General features: G+C 52.5%; 25 protein-coding genes. 17 read left to right on the top strand and 8 right to left on the bottom strand.

Going from position 1 to position 24,621, the window contains the following annotated elements:
* The 3 genes from MK323_00885 to MK323_00875 form a co-directional block, all read left to right on the top strand.
* A partial coding sequence (locus MK323_00885) for an AroM family protein (protein MCH2480723.1) occupies positions 1 to 218 on the top strand: 218 nt, incomplete at its 5' end.
* 112 nt (positions 219 to 330) lie between these two features.
* On the top strand, positions 331 to 1,200 hold the full coding sequence (locus MK323_00880) for an alpha/beta hydrolase (GenBank protein ID MCH2480722.1): 870 nt from the start codon (positions 331 to 333) through the stop codon (positions 1,198 to 1,200).
* A gap of 529 nt (positions 1,201 to 1,729) precedes the next feature.
* Positions 1,730 to 2,005 carry an RNA-binding protein gene (locus MK323_00875; GenBank protein ID MCH2480721.1) on the top strand — a complete coding sequence of 92 codons (276 nt, stop codon included), beginning with the start codon at positions 1,730 to 1,732 and terminating at the stop codon, positions 2,003 to 2,005.
* Between the two features lie 563 nt (positions 2,006 to 2,568).
* Here MK323_00875 and MK323_00870 read toward each other — a convergent pair.
* Complete coding sequence (locus MK323_00870) at positions 2,569 to 2,838, bottom strand: DUF3764 family protein (protein ID MCH2480720.1); 270 nt, start codon at positions 2,836 to 2,838, stop codon at positions 2,569 to 2,571.
* Between the two features lie 606 nt (positions 2,839 to 3,444).
* On the opposite strand from MK323_00870, the gene betC reads away from it, so the two are divergent.
* Positions 3,445 to 4,812, top strand: a complete 1,368-nt coding sequence (gene betC / locus MK323_00865; GenBank protein ID MCH2480719.1) for a choline-sulfatase — start codon at positions 3,445 to 3,447, stop codon at positions 4,810 to 4,812.
* Positions 4,813 to 4,824: 12 nt separating this feature from the next.
* On the opposite strand, the gene MK323_00860 is transcribed toward betC, so the two are convergent.
* On the bottom strand, positions 4,825 to 5,649 hold the full coding sequence (locus tag MK323_00860) for a polysaccharide deacetylase (GenBank protein ID MCH2480718.1): 825 nt from the start codon (positions 5,647 to 5,649) through the stop codon (positions 4,825 to 4,827).
* A gap of 223 nt (positions 5,650 to 5,872) precedes the next feature.
* On the opposite strand from MK323_00860, the gene MK323_00855 reads away from it, so the two are divergent.
* The 4 genes from MK323_00855 (at position 5,873) to MK323_00840 (ending at position 9,864) form a co-directional block, all read left to right on the top strand.
* Positions 5,873 to 6,445, top strand: a complete 573-nt coding sequence (locus MK323_00855) for an isochorismatase family protein (protein MCH2480717.1) — start codon at positions 5,873 to 5,875, stop codon at positions 6,443 to 6,445.
* 235 nt (positions 6,446 to 6,680) lie between these two features.
* Positions 6,681 to 7,853 carry an aromatic ring-hydroxylating dioxygenase subunit alpha gene (locus MK323_00850; GenBank protein MCH2480716.1) on the top strand — a complete coding sequence of 391 codons (1,173 nt, stop codon included), beginning with the start codon at positions 6,681 to 6,683 and terminating at the stop codon, positions 7,851 to 7,853.
* A gap of 31 nt (positions 7,854 to 7,884) precedes the next feature.
* The gene (locus MK323_00845) at positions 7,885 to 9,090 is read left to right on the top strand and encodes a CoA transferase (GenBank protein MCH2480715.1); all 1,206 of its coding nucleotides are present in this window, start codon (positions 7,885 to 7,887) and stop codon (positions 9,088 to 9,090) included.
* A 51-nt stretch (positions 9,091 to 9,141) separates the two neighbouring features.
* Positions 9,142 to 9,864, top strand: a complete 723-nt coding sequence (locus MK323_00840) for a glutathione S-transferase N-terminal domain-containing protein (protein ID MCH2480714.1) — start codon at positions 9,142 to 9,144, stop codon at positions 9,862 to 9,864.
* Positions 9,865 to 9,945: 81 nt separating this feature from the next.
* Here MK323_00840 and cysK read toward each other — a convergent pair whose 3' ends face one another.
* Entirely contained in the window at positions 9,946 to 10,857 is a 912-nt protein-coding gene (cysK, locus tag MK323_00835) for a cysteine synthase A (protein MCH2480713.1), read from the bottom strand.
* Between the two features lie 156 nt (positions 10,858 to 11,013).
* Between cysK and MK323_00830 the strand changes: the two genes are divergently transcribed.
* Positions 11,014 to 11,553, top strand: coding sequence for a TIGR00730 family Rossman fold protein (locus tag MK323_00830; protein MCH2480712.1), 540 nt, complete (start codon positions 11,014 to 11,016; stop codon positions 11,551 to 11,553).
* A 65-nt stretch (positions 11,554 to 11,618) separates the two neighbouring features.
* Positions 11,619 to 13,028 (top strand): mannose-1-phosphate guanylyltransferase/mannose-6-phosphate isomerase, encoded by a 1,410-nt coding sequence (locus MK323_00825; GenBank protein ID MCH2480711.1) that lies wholly within the window; start codon positions 11,619 to 11,621, stop codon positions 13,026 to 13,028.
* On the opposite strand, the gene MK323_00820 is transcribed toward MK323_00825, so the two are convergent.
* A complete protein-coding gene (locus MK323_00820; GenBank protein MCH2480710.1) occupies positions 13,023 to 13,772 on the bottom strand; it encodes a 4'-phosphopantetheinyl transferase superfamily protein in 750 nt (249 codons plus the stop codon). The two genes, MK323_00825 and MK323_00820, sit on opposite strands and share 6 nt — an antisense overlap.
* A 5-nt stretch (positions 13,773 to 13,777) precedes the next feature.
* On the bottom strand, positions 13,778 to 14,656 hold the full coding sequence (locus MK323_00815; protein ID MCH2480709.1) for an EamA family transporter: 879 nt from the start codon (positions 14,654 to 14,656) through the stop codon (positions 13,778 to 13,780).
* A gap of 174 nt (positions 14,657 to 14,830) precedes the next feature.
* On the opposite strand from MK323_00815, the gene MK323_00810 reads away from it, so the two are divergent.
* From MK323_00810 to MK323_00795, 4 genes are all read left to right on the top strand, one after another.
* Complete coding sequence (locus tag MK323_00810; protein ID MCH2480708.1) at positions 14,831 to 16,072, top strand: DUF4329 domain-containing protein; 1,242 nt, start codon at positions 14,831 to 14,833, stop codon at positions 16,070 to 16,072.
* Positions 16,073 to 16,233: 161 nt separating this feature from the next.
* Complete coding sequence (locus tag MK323_00805) at positions 16,234 to 17,544, top strand: FAD-binding oxidoreductase (GenBank protein MCH2480707.1); 1,311 nt, start codon at positions 16,234 to 16,236, stop codon at positions 17,542 to 17,544.
* Positions 17,545 to 17,600: 56 nt separating this feature from the next.
* Positions 17,601 to 18,686, top strand: a complete 1,086-nt coding sequence (locus MK323_00800) for a Zn-dependent alcohol dehydrogenase (GenBank protein ID MCH2480706.1) — start codon at positions 17,601 to 17,603, stop codon at positions 18,684 to 18,686.
* Between the two features lie 30 nt (positions 18,687 to 18,716).
* Positions 18,717 to 19,826, top strand: coding sequence for a mandelate racemase/muconate lactonizing enzyme family protein (locus MK323_00795; protein MCH2480705.1), 1,110 nt, complete (start codon positions 18,717 to 18,719; stop codon positions 19,824 to 19,826).
* A gap of 27 nt (positions 19,827 to 19,853) precedes the next feature.
* On the opposite strand, the gene MK323_00790 is transcribed toward MK323_00795, so the two are convergent.
* The 3 genes from MK323_00790 to ccsA are packed head-to-tail and all read right to left on the bottom strand — an operon-like array spanning position 19,854 to position 22,214.
* Positions 19,854 to 20,687: a substrate-binding domain-containing protein gene (locus tag MK323_00790; GenBank protein ID MCH2480704.1), complete on the bottom strand. Its 834-nt coding sequence runs from the start codon at positions 20,685 to 20,687 to the stop codon at positions 19,854 to 19,856.
* Between the two features lie 57 nt (positions 20,688 to 20,744).
* Positions 20,745 to 21,389 carry a DUF924 domain-containing protein gene (locus MK323_00785; protein ID MCH2480703.1) on the bottom strand — a complete coding sequence of 215 codons (645 nt, stop codon included), beginning with the start codon at positions 21,387 to 21,389 and terminating at the stop codon, positions 20,745 to 20,747.
* A 12-nt stretch (positions 21,390 to 21,401) separates the two neighbouring features.
* The gene (gene ccsA / locus MK323_00780; protein ID MCH2480702.1) at positions 21,402 to 22,214 is read right to left on the bottom strand and encodes a cytochrome c biogenesis protein CcsA; all 813 of its coding nucleotides are present in this window, start codon (positions 22,212 to 22,214) and stop codon (positions 21,402 to 21,404) included.
* A 154-nt stretch (positions 22,215 to 22,368) separates the two neighbouring features.
* On the opposite strand from ccsA, the gene ffh reads away from it, so the two are divergent.
* The 3 genes from ffh to rimM all read left to right on the top strand — a co-directional run bounded on the left by ffh (position 22,369) and on the right by rimM (position 24,618).
* On the top strand, positions 22,369 to 23,730 hold the full coding sequence (gene ffh, locus MK323_00775; GenBank protein MCH2480701.1) for a signal recognition particle protein: 1,362 nt from the start codon (positions 22,369 to 22,371) through the stop codon (positions 23,728 to 23,730).
* An 80-nt stretch (positions 23,731 to 23,810) separates the two neighbouring features.
* Positions 23,811 to 24,065 (top strand): 30S ribosomal protein S16, encoded by a 255-nt coding sequence (gene rpsP / locus MK323_00770; GenBank protein MCH2480700.1) that lies wholly within the window; start codon positions 23,811 to 23,813, stop codon positions 24,063 to 24,065.
* 1 nt (position 24,066) lies between these two features.
* On the top strand, positions 24,067 to 24,618 hold the full coding sequence (rimM, locus tag MK323_00765) for a ribosome maturation factor RimM (GenBank protein MCH2480699.1): 552 nt from the start codon (positions 24,067 to 24,069) through the stop codon (positions 24,616 to 24,618).
* Positions 24,619 to 24,621 lie beyond the last annotated feature (3 nt).

Raw genomic sequence — 24,621 nt, 5'->3', positions numbered from 1 at the left:
TCGTCACCCACGGTTCGCCGTACCTGCCGGTAGCCGATCGGGATAACGAGTGGCAGCGGGTCAGCGGAGAGATGACTCAGCACCAGGTGGACCTGGTGTTTCTCAACTGCATGGGCATGAACGAGCAAATGAAGTCAACGGTGCAGCAGGGCACCGGCAAACCGGTGCTGCTGCTGAGTTCCATGCTGGCCCGGATGATCGCCGAACTCGTCCATTAGATCGCTGCTCACCAAGGTGCGCGGGATCGATGGGCAATCCTGACGCTATTTTGTATGTCGACAAACCAAATTGGCAAGCACTTACAGCAACTCGAAAAAACTCAGTCTCACAATGAAACGCAATTCTCCCAATGAAACCTATAGTCTTCCCCCAAAACGGTCCATGATCCAAACTGAACGCATCCTGGAAAATCCAGCAATTGCGATTGATCACGCCGGTGATGGAGAATTAGTGGTACTACTACATGGGATCGGCGGCAACCGCACTAATTGGACCCAGCAGGTTGAGGCGTTTTCCGAGCAGTTCCATACGGTGGCCTGGGACGCCCGTGGCTACGGCAATAGCGACGATTATGAAGGCGCCCTTGAATTTGAGGATTTCTCCCGTGACCTGCTCGCTCTGATCGATCACTTCGGTGTTGAAAAGGCGCACCTGTGTGGCCTGTCTATGGGTGGTAGGATTATCCAGGATTTTTATCGTCTGTATCCTAATCGAGTTGCCACACTTATTCTGGTCGCGACGCTCGCCAGTTTTGCTGATGGTATGAGCGAATCGGAACGCCAAAAGTTTACTGAACTCCGTCTGAAGCCCCTGAAAGAAGATGGCAAAGACCCAAAGGACATTGCTCCAGGGGTCGCAAAATCCCTGCTTGGTCCCCAGGCAAGCGAGATGCACTATCGGCAGTTAGTCCGAAGCATGGAAAAACTGCATAAGGAAAGCTATATCAAAACCATCGAATCGACGGTAACCCACGACAAGGGGCTCGATTGGGAATCCGTTAGCGTACCAAGTCTATTGGTCTACGGCGAACACGACGGCCTCTGTCCGCCTGGAACCGGCCGAATGATCGCAGCGCGCATTCCCGATAGCGAGTTCATCGAGATTCCCCGCTCTGGCCACTTGATTAACATCGAAGAAGAAGAGCTTTTCAATCAAGCGGTGCTGAATTTTTTGATGAACCAAAGAAGCACTCTGAGTTGAAGTACAGTCGTATCTCCTTTATCCGCTCACTGAAACTAGAAAACCCATCGTACTAGGTGAAAAACTTCGTAAAATGCCCAACGCGTGGAGTCAAAATAATATAGAGAAAGTCCTATTTTTCTAGGGTGAAGTGGGGATCTGAGTGCGTGGCTACGAACCACGAAGTCGGGAGTTAGAATCCCTCCCGGCGCGACATAGAATCAACGGTTTAGACAATTACACAAACTGTCTGTTGTCCGAAATAAACGGATCAACCCTGAAATTATCGAGCGCGCGTATTCCAATTGGTGAACGGCACACCGGGAGTAGAGCGTATCAGGGTTGCTATTTGTTGTTGGCTTAGTCAGACTCGCATCCCGGCCAGTCTATTAAAACTGGCAACCAAATGGTGTTAGAACTGCAACTACAGATTTTCCCACTCCGTCAGAGTATTTCAGTTACCCTGGTCTGCTAACTATCCATTGCGTAATAGCGCTTCCCCGAACTCAAAAGTTGGGGTTTTATCTTAAACTCATCATGAGAATGCCTTATGAATATTTATGTTGGAAATTTGTCATATAACGTCACAGAAGATTCACTTCGGTCGATGTTCGAAACTTTTGGGGGTGTAGTGAGCGCCAAATTGATTATGGATCGGGACACTGGTCAATCCAAGGGATTTGGATTTGTCGAAATGGAGAATAATGCTGATGGCCATAAAGCTATCGAAGGCTTAAATGGTAGCGACAATGATGGCCGAGACCTCAGGGTTAATGTGGCAAAACCTCGAGAACAAGGTAATAAGGGTAGGCGGAACCGTTATTAGTACGAGACTGTTATCTCGAATACCCTGCTATGCAACTCCAGAGCTCCAGGGGTGAGTTGTTTTCCAGTACTGGATCAGTGCTTGATAAGCGTTATCTAAGTTATGGAACTTGTTAAGTTAACGTGTACAGAAAACAACAGAACGCTAGACGCGAGTGTGCTAAAGAAGTCTGATAGGTTTCTTGAAGTGGTTGTCGAAGGTACAGATACGAAGGTGACGTTAGCCAAGAAATCTCCAGATGAACGAGTATACGTAGGCCGTATGGCTGGATTGGAGTTTATATCGACAGGGTGAGGCTCAATTAGAACTGAATTCGGGATGTCGAGCATCCCGAGCTCGTCCACTTCAGTTATATAACCGTAGTATCGCAATCAACCAAATATTGTCCTCCGGAAGAGGCCGTTTATTGGATTGATTAAGACCAGCTGGCACCATTCGGTCTCAGCCGCTACAAGTCAAAAATTGCAGAAGGTTCTGCCAGTGCTCGCTTGCCGGCAGAACCTTAGCGAATTAACTGGAATTTTTGTTAATTCGTCGTTGTCTATTGTCTCGGCGGATTCGTGTTAGTTGTTCAGCATCGTGACTTCGGTAGATTCTAGTATGTGGCCCGACTTTGCGACCTGTTCACCGGCTTCGGCAAAAAATTGATCCATGACCTCTTTTGACGGGACATGGCACAGAACAAAGCACGTTTGTGGATCATCGTCGCATCTGCCATGGAAGAGTTCTACGATGCCTGCTTGTCTCGCCATCGGTTGGGCGCTGTAGTAAGCCTGTTCCCATTCAGAAAAGTCGTTGCTGATCTTAAACTTGATTAAAGCGTATGAAGCCATCCTGATTCTCCGTAGAGTTCATTAAGTTGTAGGATCGCTAGATTATAAGAAGTCGATTCCCCAGTGGTAGCCCCAAAATTGTGACAACGTAAAACTTCAGACTGACTGGAGCATATTACGGATTAACACTGACTGCTAATGCAGCATGGCAGCAGGGATGCGTCGGGTCGTTGTTTCTATAATCTACTGCACTTGAATCGGATGCAGCTAAAGTCTGAATTTGAGGGCTGATTTGTTTCGGGTCCTCCTGGCCAGAAAATAGTGCGCTGGCGTCACTAACTGGACCGTTCTCTATTGGATTACTGCTTATATGCGGCTCACCAGAAAACTTGGTGAACGGGCTTATTTGTTTATAGGTAATATAAATCCCATGCGGGCTTCAGCATCGATCAGCGTGGGCTCGATCTTGGGGCTGATATTCGTTAACTCGAAAGCGTAAGGATCAAAGATGAATCGACCATTGAACATTCTATTTCTGATGGCAGATCAGTTAGCGCCTCACTTTCTATCGGCTTATGGGCACAAAGTGGTTAAAACGCCAAGATTGGATGACATGGCCGCGGACAGTAAAATTTTGATGCGCATTATTCCAACTCGCCCTTGTGTGTGCCCGCCAGGGCAGGGTTGCTGACCGGGCAATTGCCATCGGCTGTCAATGTTTTCGACAGTGGCTGTGACTACGAACATTCAATACCAACTTTCGCACATTACCTGCGAGCTAATGGCTATGTCACAGTGCAAAGTGGTAAAGCACATTATGTTGGTGCAGATCAATTGCATGGCCTCGAGAGGCGGCTGACAACAGACATTTGTCCCGCAGATAACTGTTGGTTCGGTGTGTGGGACGATCCAGATCGTACTTTGGATTGGTTTCACAACTTAAACAATGTCGTCGAAGCTGGTATAGCAGAGAGGTCGAGCCAACAGGATTTTGATCACGATGCGGCGCATGCAGCAGTTCGTTGGATTTACGACTATGCACGTGGTCAGGATACGCGGCCGTTCATGCTCAAGGTGTCGTTTACGCATCCCCACGACCCCTATGTGACACCCCCTGCGTATTGGGAGCGTTATCGGCATGATGAAATCGATATGCCTATTACATCGGTTATTGTCCCAGACGAACGGGACAACCAAGGGCGCTGGCTTTACAGTCATTATGATCGGGGTGAATGTGAAATTACGGATGAGGCCATCCGAAATGCTCGGCATGCCTACTATGGGTCGGTCAGTTTTGTAGATGATCGCGTAGGTGAAGTTCTAGATGCACTGAAGGCGGCTAAGTTAGACCAAAACACCGTTGTGATTTTCACAGCTGACCATGGAGATATGCTGGGTGAACGGGGATGCTGGTACAAGATGAGTTTCTACGAGCAATCCTGTCGAGTTCCGCTGATGATTTCATTGCCGGGCGATTCTAGTTCCCGAAGGGTGAGTCAGTGTACGTCCCTGGTCGATTTAATGCCGACGCTGCTAGAGCTTGCGCTCGATAAGGGGACAGAGCATCTAGTTGAGCCAATTGCAGGTCGTAGCCTGGTTCCATTAATTGCGGGAGAGTCGAGCGATTGGTGCGATGAAGCTGTCTCGGAGATTCTTTTCGAAGGGGTACGAGCGCCAGGTTTAATGATCCGGCGAGGGCCGAAAAAATATGTCCACTGGGAAGGTCGCCCTTGCAGCTTATTTGACTTGGCTAAAGATCCTTTTGAGCACAACAATCTTGTCGATGATTCTTCTAAGCAATCCGAGGTGGAAGATTTTGAGGCTGAAGTTCATCAGCGCTGGTCACTGCACGATCTGACGCAGAGAATACTCTTGAAACAGCGTCGTAATGCACTGGTGCACAAGGCACTTATGACCGGGGAGATAACCCCACTGGACTTCCAGCCATTTGATGACGCGTCCAAACGGTACTACCGAGGATACGGTAACTGGCATGAAGCAGAAGCACGCGATTCTCTTCGGTATGACCGCTGAACTACAACAGTTTTATAGATATGGGTGCCGCTCATCGTAAACTCGGGCGGCATGGTCCATGCGCATGAAGTCCGCGCCCAGTTCCTGGAGTTTGGTGATAAAACGTTCCAGCATCAGCATCCGATGGCCGCGTCCAATGACGTAAGGATGGCAGGTATAGGTGATAATGCCCCAATCTGTGCAGCGGGTCATATAGATAAAGTCGTCAACCCAGTTTTCCATCACGCTGTTTGCGTTGCGATGACCAGGTCGGGTGCTGGTCATCTCGAAATGAGGGTGGTCGTCTTGGGACCAACTGATAGGCATTTCGATCAACGGGGTTTTATCACCAAACTGCATGGGCTTTTGTAATTCGATGACATCCCCTTGGCGTACCCGATATGGGGAATAATCATGCCCCATCATGGAACTTTCATAGTAAAAGTCGTGTTGGATCAGCAGTTCCAGGGTGTGAGGGCTTAAATCCCAGGCCGGGGAGCGGTAACCTTGTGCCCGCCGGCCACACAATCGTGCAATGGCGTCGTTGGCGCGGATCATTTCAGATTCCTCTTGTACCCGATCTAGCAGGGCGGGTTGCACATGCGTCCAGCCATGATGGGCAATCTCGTGGCCACCCTCGACAACTTCGATGCAGGCCTCGGGGTAAGTTTCGATAGTGAAGCCGGGAATGAACCAGGTTGTTGGAATTTTCTGAGCCTGCAGTAAAGGCAGAATGCGGCTTGCGCCAACAATCCCGAATTCACCTCGTGAGATAGGGGTAGGCGTAGTCATGCCACGGGCGATATGCCCCGACATAACATCGAAATCGAAAGTCAAACAGACCATGTGTTTTGCCATCAACTTTTTTTCCTAGCAACGGGATTGCGATATGAATCTGTGCGTTCGCATGACGCCACATCCTATTCTTTTGACCAATGTTGTCACGGCATATCACGATAGACTAGGAACGCAACGATTGAACCAGTTTTGTAACTATACAGGGTTACAATGAAGGTTAACTTTCGCTGTAAGCGAGGCGGGCTAGGCTTGATTTTGTTGCAGCTATTGACAGGAGATTGAGATGCCATTGATTGAACGCTCCAGTAGTGTCCTCGTGGTTATTGATGTACAGGAAAACTTCCTCAATAAGCTGGCGTTGCACGAGAGATCGCCCTTGGTTTCACGTATCAGGTGGTTGATGCAGGTCGCGACACTTTTGGGTATTCCGATGATTGCGACCGCAGAGGATGTGTCCGATGAAGTTGATATGTGCCCGAACCTGAAAGCGTTGTTACCGCAAGGTCAAAGTATCTACAACAAGCTGGTTTTCAGCCTCCTTGGGCAGGATGACATTCGTGAAGCACTGGAACAATTGGATAAGCGAGATGTGGTCCTGGTTGGGCTGGAAACTGACGTGTGTATTGCACACTCCGCGATAGAACTGTTAGATGCGGGGTATCGGGTTTGTGTGATAGAAGATGCCACAGGCTCTCCTTGGCCGCATCATCTAGCAGGACTTCGCCGCATGGAACAGGCCGGTGTGACTATTACCAATGCCAAGGGTATCTATTACGAGTGGATTCGGGACGTTCCGAGTGCAAGGGATATAGAGACAAAGATCGGCCAGGACACGCCGTCGGGGCTTACACTATAGTTGGTGCGGTAGTAATTAAGGATAACTAGTACTTTGATAATCCTGAACAACACAATCGGGCCCACGGCAGCCAGTAGAGCTGGCTGGTACACAGCCAATTCAGGTCGTATTGATCTCCAATAGACACCACGGAGATGAAGTGTCCAATGATTGCGGATCAGCTAAGGCTTGCAGTTACCCCGAGTTGCTGGGTTAAGAATTTCCTCGCCGTAGAATTAATTGGTTGAATTGTCCGATGAGCAACGATCTGCAGGATTCTTTTGCCTACAACGGCCTTACCGCGAGCGTGCCTGGCCTACCGGCAGCGTGGTATTTCGACCCAGTGCAGCATGCGCGTGAGATGGCCACGTTGTGGCGCAATAACTGGCTTTATGTTGCCCGTAGCGAAGGATTCTCGAAACCCGGTGCCTTCCGCACGCTAACTATTGGTGACCAGAATTACCTGGTGGTGCGAGGTCGTAGCGGCAGTTTGCATGGTTTCCATAACACTTGTCGGCACCGGGGCTCGCTGCTGTGCGAGGCCGTCGAGGGCCAGCTCGGCACATCGGGGCGGATTGTCTGCCCATATCATCAATGGACATACGACGCTGAAGATGGAGGTTTACTGCGTACATCCTCTTTTGTCGAGCCGGAGGGTTTCGACAAATCTCTGTACGGGCTTTTTCAGGTCGCCATTGTCGAGTGGCGCGGTTGCGTCTTCCTACACCCTGACTTCGATACTCCCTGGGATGCCAATAATGTATTCCAACGTCCAGCCGACAACTTCGCTAACTTCCCGCTGGAAACGATGGTGGTTGGCCACACCTGGCATACCGAGATGAGTTGTAACTGGAAAACTTTCTGGGAAAATTTTAATGAGTGCCTACACTGCCCAGCAGTACACCCTGAGTTAACTGATCTGGTACCGCTGTATGGTCGGCGTATCATTCACCCCCGAGACGTTCCCGACTGGACTGATCATGTGCAGAGCAATGACCCGCGTTATCGCGGGGGGTTGCGTGATGGAGCCGAAACGTGGTCAGTGGATGGGAGTGTTCAGGGGCACGCCATTCAATCGCTGACATCCGAAGAGCTCGCTCGCGGGCAGACCTATGCTTCTACCTGGCCTAGTGTTTTTATTGCCGGTTATGCCGACCATGTACGGATAGTTACATTACGCCCTCTGGGGCCCGAACGCACCGACCTGGTGGCGGAGTGGCTGTTTCCACCAGAGACGCTAGCTGATCCCAGCTACAAGCTCGAAAACGTCGTTGACTTTGGTCGGTTGGTGATGGAGCAGGATGCCAAGGCCTGCGAACGCAACCAGCGTGGACTGCACGCAGCACCGCTCAAGGCCGGTGTGTTAATGCCCGAGGAATACTTGCTCGAGCGCTTTCACAACTGGATCCGGGCAGGTATCGATCATTGAAAACAAACGCGAACTTTCTAAGGACACCGATATGGCGGGACCACTGACTGGCTATCGGATTGTTGAATTAACCTCTATGTTGACTGGGCCTTGGGCCGCTTCAATTTTAGGAGATCAGGGTGCAGACGTGATCAAGGTTGAAGTACCCGGAAGAGGTGATCACACCCGCTCAGTCGGGGCCCATCGCGAGGGATTGTCCACTAGCTTCCTGAATATCAACAGAAGTAAACGATCGATTACCCTGAATCTCAAGCACGATCAGGGCAAAGAAACACTAAAGCGCCTGGCTGCTACGGCTGACGTGTTTATCCAGAACTTCCGACCTGGGGTTGTCGAACGGTTGGGTATTGGCTATGACGACATCCGGGAAGTCGCACCGAAGATTGTCTATATCTCGATGTCAGGATTTGGTGAACGGGGACCACTGGCACAAAAACCGGTCTACGATCCGATTGTCCAGGCGATCTCAGGATTGACGACGGTACAGGCTGGGTCCGATACGGCGCGCCCGCGGCTTATACGTACTGTTCTGCCCGACAAGCTCACTGCCGTTTATGCCTCTCAGGCCGTCACGGCGGCGCTTTTGTCTAGAGAAAAAACAGGTACCGGGCAGCATGTGCGGTTATCTATGCTCGATGTTGTCATGAATTTTCTCTGGGCTTCAGATATGGGCGGACAGACATTTGTGGATAACCCGGTCACGAGCCAGGCGGCTGCGAGTTTTATCGATCTTATTTACGAGACTCAAGACGGCTACATGACGGTATCGACCATGACCAACAAAGAATGGGCTGCGCTCACACGGGCGTTCGATCGACCTGACCTGCTGGAAGATTCGCGGTTTAAGACGCCGCAGCTTCGGGATAAAAACGTAAACGAACGCCTGGATGTCATTCAGGAGGTGCTGAGAACCCGCACCACGCAGGCCTGGCTGGAAATCTTCGAGCGCGAAGATGTGCCCTGCGCACCCGCCCTCACGCGTCAGCAGGTGATTGAGCATCCACAGATTCTGGCGAGTGAGATTCTGCAGGAAAATCTTCATCCTGTTGCAGGTTCTCTGCGTCAGACCCGTGTAGCGGCGCGGTTCGAAGGCTCGCCGCCCGATTTACCCAAAGGGGCGCCCAGGCTAGGCGAACACAACCATGAGGTTCTGAGTGAGCTGGGGTTGTCCGAACCCGAGATTGAGCACTTAATCGCACAGGGGGCGGTGGGCACTGAACAGTATTCAAAATCCTGAACCTCTTCACCGCGGGGCGTGGTGTTAACACGGAGATGTGAGAATAGACAAATGATCGATTTTTATTTTTGGCCCACACCCAATGGTTGGAAGATCTCGATTGCCCTGGAAGAGATGGAGTTGCCTTACAGCGTCATACCACTGCGTATAGGACGGGGGGAACAGTTCACCGAAGCATTCGAGCGCATCAGTCCCAGTCATCGTATGCCCGCGATCGTCGATCATGAACCGTTGGGTGGCGGCGACTCTTTTCCGTTGGCTGAATCGGGTGCAATATTGATGTACCTCGCCGAGAAATCCGGCCGGTTTCTGCCAACGGATATTCACGGTCGTTACGAGGTGATGCAGTGGCTGTTGTGGCAGACCACCCAGTTGGGACCCATGATGGGTCAGCATGGTCATTTTGCCTTGTATGCGAAAGAAACAATTCCCTATGCAATCGACCGTTACCGGTATAACGTATTGCGTCTTTTTAAAGAACTAGACAAACGCTTGAAAGGGCGAGAGCATATCTGCGGTGAATACACGATCGTCGATATGGCCTGTTGGCCGTGGATCGTCACCTACAAAAGTCAGCAGATTGATCTGGGCGAGTTCCCCAATATCCGCAGATGGTACGATGTGCTTAAAACACGCCCGGGCCTGCGGCGCGGTTATGATCTTCTCAAGGACTCGCGCTCGAGCCGGGGCAGCGAGGCGCCAGATGATGAAGCGCGTGTCTATTTGTTTGGAGAAGCACAAAAGGCCAGTGGACAGAGTGAATCAGGTTCATGATGAGCAGGTTGCCAGGTAAAGGTTAAGCTGCGTGCAGCAGTATTAGCTGGTTCGGTGAGGACTTAGACAGATTCGCGACTTCTAGGCCCATAGGTCGGTACTGAGGTAGCGCTCTCCAGTGTCTGGCAGAATGGCCAGTAAGACAGCGCCACGGGTACTTTCTTTTGAGGCATAGTCGAGCATGCCCGCGACTGCTGCGCCGCAGGAGATGCCGCAAAAGATGCCCTCGTCAGTAGCCAGTTTGCGCGCTGATTGAAAGGCCGCTTCAGTGGAGACGGGTATGATGTCGTCGTAGGCTGATTGGTCCAGGGTATCGGGAATAAAGCCAGGTGCCGTGCCCATGATCTTGTGTTTACAGGCGATGCCCTTCGAGAGAATAGGTGAATCCTCGGGCTCCGTGGCGATGATCATCAGGTCGGGAATTCGGTCCTTCAGGTAGGTTGAAAGACCCGATATAGTCCCGCCGGTACCGGTGGTACAGACGATCGCGTCGAGCTTTTCGCCGAAGTCTTCATAGATTTCGTTCGCGGTAATCTGATGCGCCGCAGGATTGGCTGGATTGTAGTGCTGGCCGACAAAGAAATAGCCCTTCTCTTCAGATAATCGCCGGGCTTCTTCTATTGCTCCGATAGTGCCTTTGTCAGCCGGTGTCAGCACCAGTTCTGCACCGTAGGCAAGTAGTATTTGCTTCCGTTCTGAACTCATGTCTTCAGACATCACGAAGATCGCCCGGTATCCCTTGACAGCGGCAACCATGGCGAGCCCGATGCCGGTGTTGCCGGAAGTGGGTTCAATAATCGTGTCGCCGGGATTTAAAACACCCCGCTGTTCGGCATCCTCAATCATGTTCAGAGCAGGCCTGTCTTTGACCGAACCGGCCGGGTTGAAGCTCTCCAGTTTTACCCAGAGTTCGCGGGCAAGGTGGTCGGTAAAACTGTTCAGGCGGACCACCGGTGTTCGGCCGACAGTCTGCAGGACGTTGTCAAACTTCATGGGGCATATTCCTGGTGCAGTCCCGGGTAGTGACGATCCATTGCCGTATAGTGTATACCGGTGTTGCGTAAAGTACTGCCCAGACGTGGGTAAGAGTAGGATCTACACTGCACAGGTACCCGAGTTTCTGCCAGACCTGAATAGAGAGGGGGATTATTGAAGAGTATCTGTGTGTTCTGCGGTTCTCATAATGGCACCCGTGAAGGTTACAGGGTGGAGGCGGTCCGGCTCGGCCGCACACTGGCCGAGCGGGATTTAGGTCTGGTCTATGGTGGTGCCAGTGTAGGGCTGATGGGTGCAGTCGCCGACGCCGTTATCGGCGCAGGGGGTAGGGCAGTTGGCGTAATACCACAGTCCCTGATCGATATGGAAATTGCTCATACCGGATTGGCAGATCTTCATGTCGTTGATTCGATGCACGAGCGAAAGGCGCTTATGGCACAACTGTCAGATGGTTTTATCGCCCTTCCGGGTGGAATTGGCACGCTGGAGGAGCTGTTTGAAATTATGACCTTCGCGCAATTGCGCTTTCACCAGAAACCGTGTGGTCTGCTCAATAGCGAAGGTTACTACGATCAGCTTATCAACTTTCTGAATCACGCCCAAACACAAGGATTTGTCAGTTCAGCGCAAATCCGTAATCTGCTCGTAGATCAAACGGTGGACGGGTTGTTGGACAGGTTTGACGGATTATGATTCCGGCGTTTGCCAGTGAGTACAATTAACGGTTTAGATCTGATCGATGTGGCAGCGTTGAGAATATGTCAATAATTCCGGTCATTCTTTGTGGTGGATCGGGCACTCGCTTGTGGCCGCTTTCCCGCCAGCTGGTTCCCAAGCAATTTCTGTCTATCACCGGAGACAATACACTGCTGCAGGATACGGTCATACGGCTTGCCGCTCTCGACCTGGCAGCACCGGTGTTGGTTTGTCACGAAGACCACCGGTTCATTGTCGCAGGCCAGCTCTCGACATTAGATCTTGATCACCAGGGAATTATTCTTGAGCCTGTAGGCAGAAATACGGCCCCGGCAGCAGCGATCGCTGCATTGGAAGCGCAGGCACTGGCTGAAGATCCGGTATTGCTGGTTCTGCCGGCAGACCATGTGATTACAGATCCGATGGCTCTGGGACAGGCTGTTGCCAAGGCGGCAGAAGGCGTGCAGAAGGGTCATCTTGCACTGTTCGGTGTGGTTCCAAGTAGTCCAGAAACCGGATATGGCTATATCCGCCGTGGCGCTGAACTTTCCACTGATTTATTTCAGGTCGACGAGTTTGTTGAAAAACCCGATCATGAAACTGCCAGTCAGTACCTCGCCAGCGGTGACTATTTGTGGAACAGCGGAATGTTTATGTTCAGCGCAAAAGATTATCTCAAGGCACTACAGACCTACAGTAAGGCTATCTATGACAGTTGTCACGAGGCATATCAGACGCTGGTTCGCGAAATGGATTTTGCACGACTCCCAGAAGAGACTTTTTCCAGATGTCCAAGTAATTCGATCGATTACGCCGTAATGGAACACACAGCGGCAGCTGTAGTCGTGTCGCTTGATGCCGGCTGGAACGATGTGGGATCCTGGTCTTCATTGTGGAACATCGGAGATAAAGATGAATACGGTAACGTATTGCGGGGGGATGTGCTGACTGAGGACACTCGAAATACCTATGTTCACGCAGAGCATCGATTGGTGTCTACTCTAGGAGTTGATGATCTAGTGATTGTCGATACGCCTGATGCCTTGCTGGTGTCGGCACGGGAAAAAGTAGAGCAGGTTAAGCAAGTTGTTGCCAGGTTAAAAGAAAGTGATCGTCCTCAATATGCGATGCATCGTAAGGTTTTTCGACCATGGGGGAGCTATGATTCTCTTGAGACCGGCCCTGGTTATCAGGTCAAGCACCTGACAGTGCTACCCGGAGCCCGCTTGTCGTTACAAAAGCATCAGCACCGGGCCGAGCACTGGGTCGTGGTCAGTGGTAGGGCACAGGTCACGTGCGGTGACCAAGAATTCACATTGGAACCGAGGGGATCTGTATTTATTCCAGCAGGTACAGTACACCGTTTGAAAAATTCTGGAAGTGAGATGCTGGAGGTCATTGAAGTGCAGACCGGTAGCTATCTTGGCGAAGACGATATTGAGCGCTTCGAAGATGATTTCAACCGATCATAGGCCGGGGCTGATCTTAGCTGACCAATCGAATGGGCGAATTTCAGGGTCACCAGTAAAATTATTCAGAGCGATAGCGGCACGGTAGCCGTCAGGTACTGCAAGGTCCCACAACCGGGTCAGCTTGAGGTCGGAAGGGCACCAAGGGGTCGCTATAAGTTGTGGTGCGCTAGCGGGATTTACGCTGACAGAGAACTGTGACAGCGGCAGTGACAGGCCCAGGCCATGTACTTTGATGTAAGCCTCCTTGCGGGTCCAGCAGGCAAAGAATGCCTGTTCGACGCACGATGCGCTTAGTCCTTCTATCGCAGAGAATTCCATCTCAGAAAAAAACCGCCTGGCGAGACGCAGTCGATAGGCTGGTGAGTGGGGTCGAATTCGTTCAATATCGATACCGACCTCGCCCTCACCCGTCAGTGCGAATAAAGCATGTTCTCCCGAATGTGACAGATTAAAGTTAATGTCATGTGCCTGGGAAGCTGTCACGGCAGGCCGGCCATGGAGGCCGTAGACCAGTTCGATTGATCTGGCTGGGTGTCCGGTATAAGCAGACAGGAGTTGACGCAGTACGCCGCGGGCAACGGTAAAGCGGGTCCTATCGATGTCAGAGATGAAGCGGGCTGCGCGGGTACGCTCGTCGTCAGAAAGGAGCTGATGCAGGCTCGTGAGATCGGGTACGGCGTCAGAAAAACTCAAAGACCACACATGGATTTCACCAGTCTGAATGGTTGCGCTTGATGTTGCCATATGATTTAGCCGGTTGTTTCTTCTCTTGTGAAGCTCAGTTTGTGGGCAAATACAATGATGGCGACTCCCGTGAGTACGATCAGCCCGCCGCCAAGCACGAGCCAGGACGGCCTTTCGCCGAGCAACAGCATACTGGACACGATTGTGAATATAGGCAACAACAACAGCACAGGCATGACCTGTGACATGGGGTTCCGCGAAAGCACCGTAAACCAGATTCCGTAACCTGCGATGGTCATGACGATACCAAGGTACAACACGGAACCCCAGCCTACCCAGGTTGCCTCGCCAAGTGCGTTGAGCTGACCTGTTTCGATCAGAAAAGAGCCAGCTAACATCTGAGGGCCGGCAAATACCCCGATCCAACCGATAAGCGTCAGCCCGCTGACCGCACCATGAAGTCGCTTAACCATAAGCTGTCCGACTGCCCAGGTCATTGCCCCGCCCGCAGTCAGAAGAATCGGAAGTCCTTGTCCGCGGACCTGTGGTTGGCCGGCAATCAGAACGATGCCCAGGAAGGCCACGAGCATACCCAACCATCGCAGATAGCCGGGACGTTCCCCGAGCACGATTGCGGCCAGGAGCACGCTGAACGGCACTTCCAGGTGGACGATAATGACGGCCAGGGAGGCATCAATCCGGGACAGACCTGTGAAGGTCAGGCCGTATTGAATCGATGAACCGACCAGCGCGATCCAGAATATATCTTTTAGGTGCCCTCGTGGAACCGGCAGGAACCAGACCAGCAGTACGGCAGCCAGTGTAAACCGCATGCCCATGAGGAACAGAGGTGGAAATTCCGCCAGGCCGGCCTTGGCAATCGTAAAGCCCAGCCCCCAGATCAGTGGGACACTGGCGACAATGAATAAATCTCGTGTTTTCAACCAAACCGGCCTGATGGGTTCCTGCGATAATCCTGCGGGCAAGGAAGCGGTAGCGTAGCAGGTAATTAGTGTGGAGGAATTGATTGTTGATCGACTATGGGGTGTGGCTAGTCCGCAATTTGCGTGAGGGTATGTCGATAAACATCGAAACGTCACGGGTGTTGCGGAGGCAGCATGGCTGTTAAAACTCCGTGGATAGGCTGGCTGTGTACGCTTGCCGTGGTGGGTTGCATGGTCCTTAGCTCAGCAGGTCGGGCTGCGGGCGATGAAATGTCCACTGCGGGCTGGTGGATGACCCAGCCTGTAATGGGTCAGCGTGCGGCCACCTCGGTGTTGGGACTTGCAGAGCAGGCCCAGGTGTTCGGACTGACAATGGCACGCCGCAGACTCTCTGGGCTGACCTTTGCAGGCCAGGGCTCGCATCTGTCGGTGCTGTCTGACCACTACGCTGGCGTTGATTCTCGTTTGTTTCATCCCTCTGGTGAACTTCCTGTGGATTTTCAGGGCGGTGGCCTACGGTACAGCGGTGTGCTGGTCGACGTCGACCTGGGCGGCGCCCGAATTGCCAGCTCGGGTTTGGGTGACCGCCACAGCTGGTACGGCCGGTTTTCGACAGACGTGTTTTTCAGCAGCATTTTTCGCATAGAACGAGAAGACGGTGTGGCTGCCTATGCCGCCGACATCCGGGCGAAGATGCGCGGTATCACACTGACGGTACGGCAGATCGAAGCGGGGTCCGCCCATGATCGACAGGTGAACCTGATGCTGCCTTTTGCCTTCAGCGACTATCCTCGAGCTAAGCTGGAACTTGAGTTTCATCAGGGGCGAAGCCTGCGTTTTTCAGGGTCGAACTCTGAGCGGGTCATGCTGACTTTGCGGGGTAGTTTTGGCCGTGCGCCCATGCCGGCACTTACTGCTGGCTTAAGAGATGGTTCAAGCGATGGTGTACGCGAAGTGGCGATGCTTGGTGTGGCCGCAGTCGCAGTCGCGTTGATCGCCAGTTCCGGTGACGCGGGCGCTGATAGCGTAAGTCGGTGGTCGGGACAAAATGATGCAGCCTGGAATGCGTTGAATGACATCAATCCAACTTCGGTTAGTGAAAACATCGAATACGGAAGCTGGATCTATCGCAACATCGATGCGACCTTTAGCGCACTCAACCCGGTTCAGGGTACTGTGAATTCGGTTAATATCGGCTCTCCTAACCGCGTGCCTTCCGGTACGGTGGCGACAGCCAGTTATCACACGCATGGCGGCGATGATCCACTGTATGACAGTGAAAATTTTTCTCCCACTGATTTAATTACTGACAATCTTTGGAAAGTGGATGGCTATCTGGGTACACCGTTGGGAGCTTTCAAGGTTCACAACTACATTACCGGTGAGGTATCGCGGCTGGGTACGGTAGCCAACTGATCACCCAACTTGGGCAAAGTGATTTTATGAATCGTCAAGCTATGGCGCAGTGCTACCACGCTTTATTTCAGGTGCATGGAACATGCAGTGCCCCGGGATTAGGTGGCCAGGTGCTCGCGCGATCGGGAATAGCGATGTGGGAAGCTGCGGGGATCTGAAGAATGAGGTCAAACGAATTCTATGATGCAATTATCATCGGTGCGGGTGTTATCGGTTGTGCCACAGCATTTGAACTGGCAAAACGAGGGCTCAAAACACTGAATGTTGATGCATTGCCGACGTCCGGATACGGTTCTACATCCGCCAGCTGTGCTGTCATTCGGGTGCATTATTCGACTCTGGACGGCACCGCATTTGCCTATGATGGCTATTTTGTTTGGAAAAACTGGGCAGACTATGTCGGTATAGAGGATGACTCGGGATTAGCCCGGTTTCGGGAAACCGGTTGCCTGGTGATGAAAACTAAGGGCAACGGCTATCTCGAAAAGATTATTCAAAATATAGAAGCCCTCGGTATCCCTTACGAGTTATGGGATGACAAAAAAATCAAACAGGTGTTGCCGATCTACGATCTGAAATGTTTTGCACCTGCCAAGCCAACGGGTAATGAGGAATTTGGGCTGCCGACCGGCGGCGTGCTTGATGGGGCTGTGTTTTTTCCCACGGCGGGCTATGTAACAGATCCCCAACTGTCGGCTCACAATCTTCAGCGGGCAGCGGAAGCAAACGGTGCGGCCTTTAGGTTCAACTCTGAAGTCACCTCGATTCTTGTAAAAAGCGGCCGGATACAGGGCGTCACACTGCGTGATGGGTCGCAGTTCAGTACGCCCATCGTGGTTAACGTTGCCGGGCCACATTCGTCGAAAATAAACAAGCTGGCATCAGCAGACAACGACATGAGAATCACGACGCGCGCGCTGCGGCAGGAAGTCGCCCACATACCCTCACCGAAGGGCTTTGATTTTGAAAACCAGGGCTTTGTGGTCTCTGACAATGACATCGGTGTCTATTACCGGCCTGAAACCGGAAATCACATTCTGGTGGGCAGTGAGGATCCTGAATGTGACCCGCACGACTGGGTAGACGCGGATGAATTCAGTCGAGATTTCACCGATCAATGGACAACGCAGGCATTGCGGTTGGGACAACGAATCCCGGAGCTTGCGATCCCAAGCCGGATGCGCGGTGTGGTCGATCTGTATGACGTTACTGAGGACTGGTTGCCGATTTATGACCGCAGTGCTGTAGACGGTTTCTATATGGCTTGCGGGACCAGTGGTAACCAGTTCAAGAATGCGCCGGTCGCGGGACAGCTCATGAGCGCGCTGATTGACTATTGCGAATCCGGTAACGATCATGACCAGGTCCCCCTGCAGTTTGCGCTGGGCAATGTCGATCATGTGCTGGACACTTCAACGATGTCACGGTTGCGGGAGATTAATCCGGAAAGCAGTTTTTCTGTGTTGGGTTAGATGGCGAACCAATGCCTATCGTTCATCCTGGTCGTGTCAAAATCTAGGGCGGTCATATGAAAGCAGCAGTCTGTCGGGAATTCGGGGCACTTTTGTCTGTGGAGGAGGTTGACCTTGCCGATCCAGGATCCCATGAGGTCAGGGTCAAACTGAGCGCCTGTGCAATTTGTCATAGCGATATCACCTACATGGATGGAGGGTGGGGCGGTGCGCTGCCTGCTGTATTTGGACATGAGGCCGCAGGTATCGTGGAACAAGCCGGTAACGGGGTAACACGTGTAGCGGTGGGTGACACCGTGGTGGTTACACTGCTGCGATCTTGTGGTGACTGTTACTACTGTTCAAGGGATCACCACAGTCTCTGTGAAACGATATTTCCTCTGGACACGGCTTCGCCGCTGCAAGACCAATATGGTCACGCCCTCGGCCACGGTTTGCGCACCGGTGCATTTGCCGAACAGGTTGTGGTCCACGAATCCCAGGTTCTGGGTATTCCCACGTCAGTGCCGATGACCAGCGCCGCTCTGCTGTCGTGTGGTGTGGTCACCGGTTTCGGTGCTGTCGCGAATGTCGCCCGTGTTGTCCCCGGGAGCTCGGTGGTGACTATCGGCACAGGTGGTATCGGTTTGAACTGCATACAGGGTGCGGCGATCTGTGGCAGTCAAGTCAACATTGCGGTTGACCTGGTGGACGAGAAGATTCAGGCCGCCCTGCAGCTGGGTGCCACCCACGGGATAAATCCTGCAAACGATGACATCAACGACAAGATTGGGCAGTTGACCGAAGGTCGAGGTGCAGACTATGTGTTCGTTGCTGCGGGTAGCGCCGCTGCAGTCGAACAGGCGCTGACACTGGTGCGCCGGGCTGGCATGGTGGTTCTGGTAGGCATGACCGCCGAAGGCGTTACAGCTCAATTTGAAACACTCAATCTAGCCAACGACGCGATTCAACTTGTCGGTAGCAAGATGGGGCAGACGCACCTTGATACCGATATCCCCCGTCTGGTCGATCACTATCTGGAAGGCAGTCTGAAACTCGACGAACTGGTGTCAGAGTGTTACCCCCTTGAAGGGATTAATGATGCGATAACAGCAGTAAAAGAGGGTCAGGCCTTGCGTAACGTGATTGTCTTTGATTCCTGAAAAGCTGTCTTTCTTTTAACGGGTTTAGTTATGCCGAGCGCCAAAATTACACGCATAGAAACTTTCAGTCGCGAATATCTGGCTTTCGTCAAGGTCACAGCTGAGGATGGTGCTTACGGCTGGGGTCAGGTCGCGCCCTACAATGCCGATATCACGGCCCGGGTTGTTCACCGACAGATCGCGCCCTGGGTGTTAGGCGAACCGTGCACCGACATCCAAAGACTGGTAGACCTCATTCCGCTCAGAGAGCACAAGTTTCCAGGCTCCTATCTGCGACGGGCATTGGCAGGGCTTGATACCGCATTGTGGGACTTAGGTGGGCGTGACCAGGGCAAGAGCGTGTGCGAGTTATTGGGGGGTTCACCTGGAAAGTTGCGTGTTTACGGCTCGAGCATGCGGCGTGATATCAAGCCGGAAGCTGAGACCGAACGCCTTTGTGGATTACGACAAGAATACGGATATACGGCGTTTAAGTTCAGAGTGGGTGCTGAATGTGGGCGGGACATCGATGAATGGCCTGGTCGGACTGAAGCGATCGTGCCGGCAGTTAGGAAAGGACTGGGCGACGATGTCGCATTGCTGGTCGATGCCAACAGTGGCTTTGCTCCAGCCAGGGCGATTGAAGTGGGGAAGATGCTCGAACAGTACGGTGTCGAGCATTTTGAGGAACCCTGCCCATACTGGGAACTGGAGCAGACGCAGGCGGTCACCCAGGCGCTCAGCCTGGATGTGACAGGCGGTGAACAGGACTGCGAAATACCGACCTGGCGGAGAATGATCGACATGCGTGCTGTTGATATCGTACAGCCCGATGTGTGCTATCTGGGGGGTATGGTGCGCACCCTGGAAGTTGCGCGCATGGCAGCAGCAGCCGGGATGCCCTGTACACCGCATTGCGCGAATCTGTCTATGGTGACACTCTTCACCATGCATCTTTTACGAACGATCGAGAATGCGGGAAAGTACCTGGAGTTTTCGATTGAAGGTCCGGAATATTATCCCTGGCAGGATGGTTTGTTTATCGAGTCACCGTTTTCTGTTGAGGACGGCCATGTGGAGGTGCCGGACAAGCCGGGCTGGGGCGTCGACATCGATCCGACCTGGCTCGAATCGTCCGAATATCTGATGAGTGAGTCGTGATCAACTGTTTTATGCCAATCGTAGAATTTAAGGTCTGGCAGTTGGGAAGAATGCCTGCTGGCCCAGGATTCGGTAGTTAGCAATCAGTGTCTGTCCGGTCTCTGAGAGCATCCAGTCGATAAAAGTCTGGCCGTCGCGGGACTTGATGTGAGGATGTATTTCGAGGTTTACCAGGATGATGCCGTATGGGTTAAACAACGGCGGGTCACCCTGGAAGAGAATATCGAGCTGTCCTTTGTTGCCGAATTTGAGCCAGGTTGCACGGTCGCTCAGTGTATAAGCGTCCAGCGCGCTCGCCATATTCAAAGTACCCCCCATACCGCGGCCTGTTTCCCGGTACCAGCCGTTGCCTACTTTAGAGGTATCAATACCACTTTGGTTCCAGATTTCCAGTTCTTTTTTGTGGGTGCCACTGTCATCGCCTCGAGAAACAAATAAGCTCTTGTTGGTTGCGATGCGTTGAACGGCGCCAATAACATTGGAAGCGGAAAGGATGGACGCCGGGTCATCGCGAGGGCCAACGAGGACATAGTCGTTGTACATCAGATCATGCCGGGCCACGCCATATCCTTTTGAAACGAACTGGTCTTCCGAGGGGCGATGATGCACGAGAAGGACATCAGCGTCGCCGTTTTGGGCGATACGGAACGCCTGGCCCGTGCCCACCGCAACAACCCGAACCGCAATACCGGTTTGTTCACGAAAGTGAGGTAGCAGAAAGTTGTAGAGACCAGAATTGTCGGTAGACGTCGTGGATGCAACCACGATGAAACGTTCACCGCCATGCGCAGACCATGGCATAAAGACCTGGCCGGCAAGGACTGTAATCAAGAACAGGAAGATTTTTATTGCGGCGTTCATTCGTCTGTTGGTGTCATTCGATCCTTTTGTGTTTGGTCAGTGTTCAGCTGAGTTGATTTATTTTTGGGGCACCCCGAAAGTATCGCCACCGCTGTTCAGGTATGCTTGTTCGGCGGCCGTCGTCGAGCGACCCAGTGCCTGGTTCCGGTGAGGAAATCGACTGAATCTGGAGAGGATATCCTGATGCTTGCGTGCATACTCGACTGCCGATTCCAGATGTTCCCTGAACTCAGTCGGCGCAGTCTGAGCCAATCGTTCGAAAAGTCCAACCGAAGTCACCTGGTCCCTGGGATCTTCGGAGTGTTCAAACGGCAGATAAATAAAGGTCGCTTCCAGTGGGTGGACTTTGCCGTCTATACCGAGATCTATCGCAGCCTGTGCCACCAGCCTGGCTTTGTCGTCATAAGCAAATGAGCGTGCGGTTCCGCGATACATATTGCGTGGAAACTGATCGAGGATCAGGATGAGGGAGATGACGGACAGTGGATCTTTTTGCCAGTGGTCGAACTCGTCGTTGAGCGCCCGGTCAGGTAGATCGCAGTAGGCGCGCCGGATTGTGTCGTCGAATGACTTGCCACCTCCAAACCAGTCGGTTTTACGGTTCTCAAGTTCCTGTGGACACGTCAGGCAGTCCTGGAACCAGAATCGGTGGATGTCGTTCGGGCGCACAGCCAGCGAGGATGCTTTAACACCATCAGTCATCAGAGAAGATGTTCAGTCAGATAACAAAACTTCGAGTATGAAGCGGGTTCCGAAATAACCCAGAACCAGAATAACAAAACCTGCCAGAGTCCAGTTAACTGCTGTGCGTCCGCGCCAGCCGAAGAGCCAGCGACCACCGAGCAGTACGGCAAAGCTCAACCAGCCTAAAACGGCCAGGGTGACGTGATGATTAAATACAAACGGTTGTCCAAACAAGTGATCAGAAAACACCGCACCGCTGATAAGGGTGACTGTAAGCAGGATGAAGCCACTGAAGATCAGTCGGAACAGAATCAGTTCCATGGTCTCCATGGGAGGGAGGCTCAGCCAGAAGCCCGCGGGATGCTTATTCCGGATCAACCGGTCCAGATAAAACAACAGGATCGACTGTGCAACTGCCAGGCTCAGCAGCCCATAGGACAATCCGGCAATCAACAGATGGGTTTTTGCAGCGATACTGCCCAATGCCGGCGCATGCGATGCACCGGGGTAGAGCCACCCGACTAGCACAGCAATTGCGGCGGTCGGCAGGATCAGAATGCCTAGTGAGGTGAGTGGTGCGCGAAGACTGCTGACAATAAACAACACCACGATGAGCCAGGCAACACTGGACAAGGTAGTGCCCAGAGCGAGATTTGGAGAATCACCGGCGCCCAGAATCGTAACCAGAGCGCTGCCGTGCAGCAAAAGCCCGACGGCGAGGACTAGGCGAAGTGCCTTCAGATCGGACTTGCCTTGAGTTTGGGCCAGCCCCATCCATCGAATCGTCAGCGCTGTTGCAGCCACATAGGCGATTACCGCCAGAATATTGAGACTATCTGTCAAGTTGCTTTTCCTTTGGTCAGATACACAGTCAGATGCTGGATTCGATCGAGTAGGAATGAAGACAGAGTGTAGAATCGCAAGGGCAGTTTAGGAAGCCCGAATTCGGAAATAGCTTCTGAGTCATTAATCTCGCACTCAAGGAGAACAGAACTCAATGTTTAATCAACTCGGGGATCGTCTCAAAGAAACCTTTCGTGGTCTGCGCGGTCGCGGCCGGCTGTCGGAGGATAACATCAGCCAGGCACTGCGCGAAGTCCGCCTGGCACTGTTGGAAGCGGATGTTGCTTTGCCGGTCGTCAAGTCCTTTTTAGAGAGGGTGCAGCAGCGGGCTGTGGGAGAAAAAGTGCTGGAGAGCCTCACACCTGGGCAGGCTGTTGTCAGGGTGGTTTACGATGAGCTTGTTGAGTTAATGGGCTCACGAAATGATGCGTTAAACCTCGCAGCTCGCCCGCCGGCGGTGGTTCTAATGGTGGGACTCCAGGGTGCAGGTAAAACAACGACTGCTGCCAAGCTGGCACGGCTGCTTAAAGACCGAGAGAACAAAAATGTGCTTCTCAGCAGTGTCGATGTTTACCGGCCTGCGGCGATGGAACAGTTACGCAGATTGTCTGAGGAGGTCGGTGTTGCCTATTTTGGTGACGGGGACGGTGCTCTGGAAATCGCACGCGGTGCTGTCGCCCATGCAACCACGCAAGTGATGGATGTAGTCATCATTGATACTGCTGGCCGTTTGCACGTAGATGAAGAGATGATGACGGAGATCGGTCGAATCCACAACGAAGTATCACCTGTCGAAACACTGTTCGTGGTCGACAGTATGACCGGACAAGATGCGGTCAACAGTGCCCGCTCTTTTGACCAGGTACTCGAGCTCACAGGGATCGTTCTGACAAAAACCGATGGAGATGCCCGTGGCGGTGCAGCCTTATCCATACGTGAAGTCACGGGTAAACCCATCAAGTTTCTGGGCACAGGAGAGAGTGTCGAGGCGCTGGAGGCCTTTCATCCAGACCGAGTTGCTTCTCGAATCCTCGGAATGGGTGACGTATTGACCTTGGTTGAAGAGGTCGAGCGAAAGGTAGACCGAAAGCAGGCTGAGAAAATCGCAGCCAAGCTCAAGAAGGGTAAGGGCTTCGACTTCGAAGATTTTAAAGATCAGTTGGTTCAGATGGAGCAGATGGGAGGTCTGGCCGGGATGCTTGATAAGCTGCCTGGAATGACGGATCTGCCGGAACATGTGAAAAACCGAGTTAACGACAGTGAAACTCGGCGGACTATCGCCATCATCAATTCGATGACTGCCAGAGAGCGGCTGTTTCCCGCGCTGATCAAAGGATCGAGGCGACGGCGGATTGCGGGTGGATCGGGCACCCAGGTGCAAGACGTTAATCGACTGCTGAAGCAATTCACGCAAATGCAGAAAATGATGAAAAAAGCAAAGGGAAAGGGGGGCCTGGCGAAAATGATGAGTCAGATGAAAGGCGGCGTGCCGGGAATGTCGCCTTTTGGACGTTGATTTTTGGTTTTTGCCCCGGTAGTTGACTCGGAGTTATGCTAAAATCCGCCGGTTTTTGAAGCACATAGTGGAGAATCTGGATGGTTAAGATACGGCTCGCTCGAGGCGGATCGAAGAAAAGACCTTTCTATTCGATCGTAGTGTCAGATCAGCGACGTCAGCCGCGCGGACGATTTATTGAGCGGATCGGGTTTGTTAACCCCATGGCTGTTGAATCGGAAGAATCATTGCGTATCGATACGGAGCGGGCAGACTACTGGATCAGTCAGGGTGCGCAGCCGTCAGAACGGGTTGCGAATATTCTTAAACAGGTCAAGCGCAACGCTGCTGCTTGATATGCGCACTGCCGGCGCCCGGGCCGGTGTACGGTGTAACTCAGTGAACCATGAGCAGGACGGCACAGTGATGGTGGGCCGAATCCGTGGCGTCTTTGGAGTCAAAGGCTGGGTTAGGGTTCAAGATTATTCCAGTCGGGTTGGCGACATCCTGCAATACGACACGTGGTTGTTGAAACAGGACCAGGGCTGGATGGCGCGAACAGTGGTCGAGGGTCGTCTTCACCAGAAAGGTGTTGTCTGTCATCTGAAGGGTTATGACGATCGAGCCCAGGCGACGGAACTGGTGGATGTGGATATTGCTGTAGCGGCAGATCGATTCAGTAAACTCGAGTCTGGAGAATATTACTGGTATCAGCTCGAAGGTCTGGAGGTTGTCAACTTAAGTGGTGAGAGCCTGGGAAAGGTAGACCGGCTGCTCGAGACAGGTGCTAACGATGTATTGGTGTTGAAGGGAGAGCAGGAACGACTAGTGCCCTATACACCGGGGGTGGTCGCAGAGGTCGATCTGAATAGGGGTCGAATTCAGGTCGATTGGGAAAAGGATTACTGACCG

This window comes from Gammaproteobacteria bacterium (assembly GCA_022450155.1).
Classification (GTDB): Bacteria; Pseudomonadota; Gammaproteobacteria; order Arenicellales; family UBA868; genus REDSEA-S09-B13.
The sequence above is the reverse complement of the archived record's forward strand: the minus strand, read 5'-3'. Positions and strand labels throughout refer to the sequence as shown.

Coding starts and splice junctions, on each gene's coding strand:
- MK323_00805 (MCH2480707.1), top strand. CDS start 16,234: ATGAGGTCAAACGAATTCTATGATGCAATTATCATCGGTGCGGGTGTT.
- MK323_00810 (MCH2480708.1), top strand. CDS start 14,831: ATGGCTGTTAAAACTCCGTGGATAGGCTGGCTGTGTACGCTTGCCGTG.
- rimM (MCH2480699.1), top strand. CDS start 24,067: ATGCGCACTGCCGGCGCCCGGGCCGGTGTACGGTGTAACTCAGTGAAC.
- MK323_00790 (MCH2480704.1), bottom strand. CDS start 20,687: ATGAACGCCGCAATAAAAATCTTCCTGTTCTTGATTACAGTCCTTGCC.
- MK323_00825 (MCH2480711.1), top strand. CDS start 11,619: ATGTCAATAATTCCGGTCATTCTTTGTGGTGGATCGGGCACTCGCTTG.
- MK323_00840 (MCH2480714.1), top strand. CDS start 9,142: ATGATCGATTTTTATTTTTGGCCCACACCCAATGGTTGGAAGATCTCG.
- MK323_00875 (MCH2480721.1), top strand. CDS start 1,730: ATGAATATTTATGTTGGAAATTTGTCATATAACGTCACAGAAGATTCA.
- cysK (MCH2480713.1), bottom strand. CDS start 10,857: ATGAAGTTTGACAACGTCCTGCAGACTGTCGGCCGAACACCGGTGGTC.
- MK323_00800 (MCH2480706.1), top strand. CDS start 17,601: ATGAAAGCAGCAGTCTGTCGGGAATTCGGGGCACTTTTGTCTGTGGAG.
- MK323_00855 (MCH2480717.1), top strand. CDS start 5,873: ATGCCATTGATTGAACGCTCCAGTAGTGTCCTCGTGGTTATTGATGTA.
- ffh (MCH2480701.1), top strand. CDS start 22,369: ATGTTTAATCAACTCGGGGATCGTCTCAAAGAAACCTTTCGTGGTCTG.
- MK323_00870 (MCH2480720.1), bottom strand. CDS start 2,838: ATGGCTTCATACGCTTTAATCAAGTTTAAGATCAGCAACGACTTTTCT.
- MK323_00850 (MCH2480716.1), top strand. CDS start 6,681: ATGAGCAACGATCTGCAGGATTCTTTTGCCTACAACGGCCTTACCGCG.
- rpsP (MCH2480700.1), top strand. CDS start 23,811: ATGGTTAAGATACGGCTCGCTCGAGGCGGATCGAAGAAAAGACCTTTC.
- MK323_00785 (MCH2480703.1), bottom strand. CDS start 21,389: ATGACTGATGGTGTTAAAGCATCCTCGCTGGCTGTGCGCCCGAACGAC.
- MK323_00820 (MCH2480710.1), bottom strand. CDS start 13,772: ATGGCAACATCAAGCGCAACCATTCAGACTGGTGAAATCCATGTGTGG.
- MK323_00795 (MCH2480705.1), top strand. CDS start 18,717: ATGCCGAGCGCCAAAATTACACGCATAGAAACTTTCAGTCGCGAATAT.
- MK323_00880 (MCH2480722.1), top strand. CDS start 331: ATGAAACGCAATTCTCCCAATGAAACCTATAGTCTTCCCCCAAAACGG.
- MK323_00845 (MCH2480715.1), top strand. CDS start 7,885: ATGGCGGGACCACTGACTGGCTATCGGATTGTTGAATTAACCTCTATG.
- MK323_00860 (MCH2480718.1), bottom strand. CDS start 5,649: ATGGCAAAACACATGGTCTGTTTGACTTTCGATTTCGATGTTATGTCG.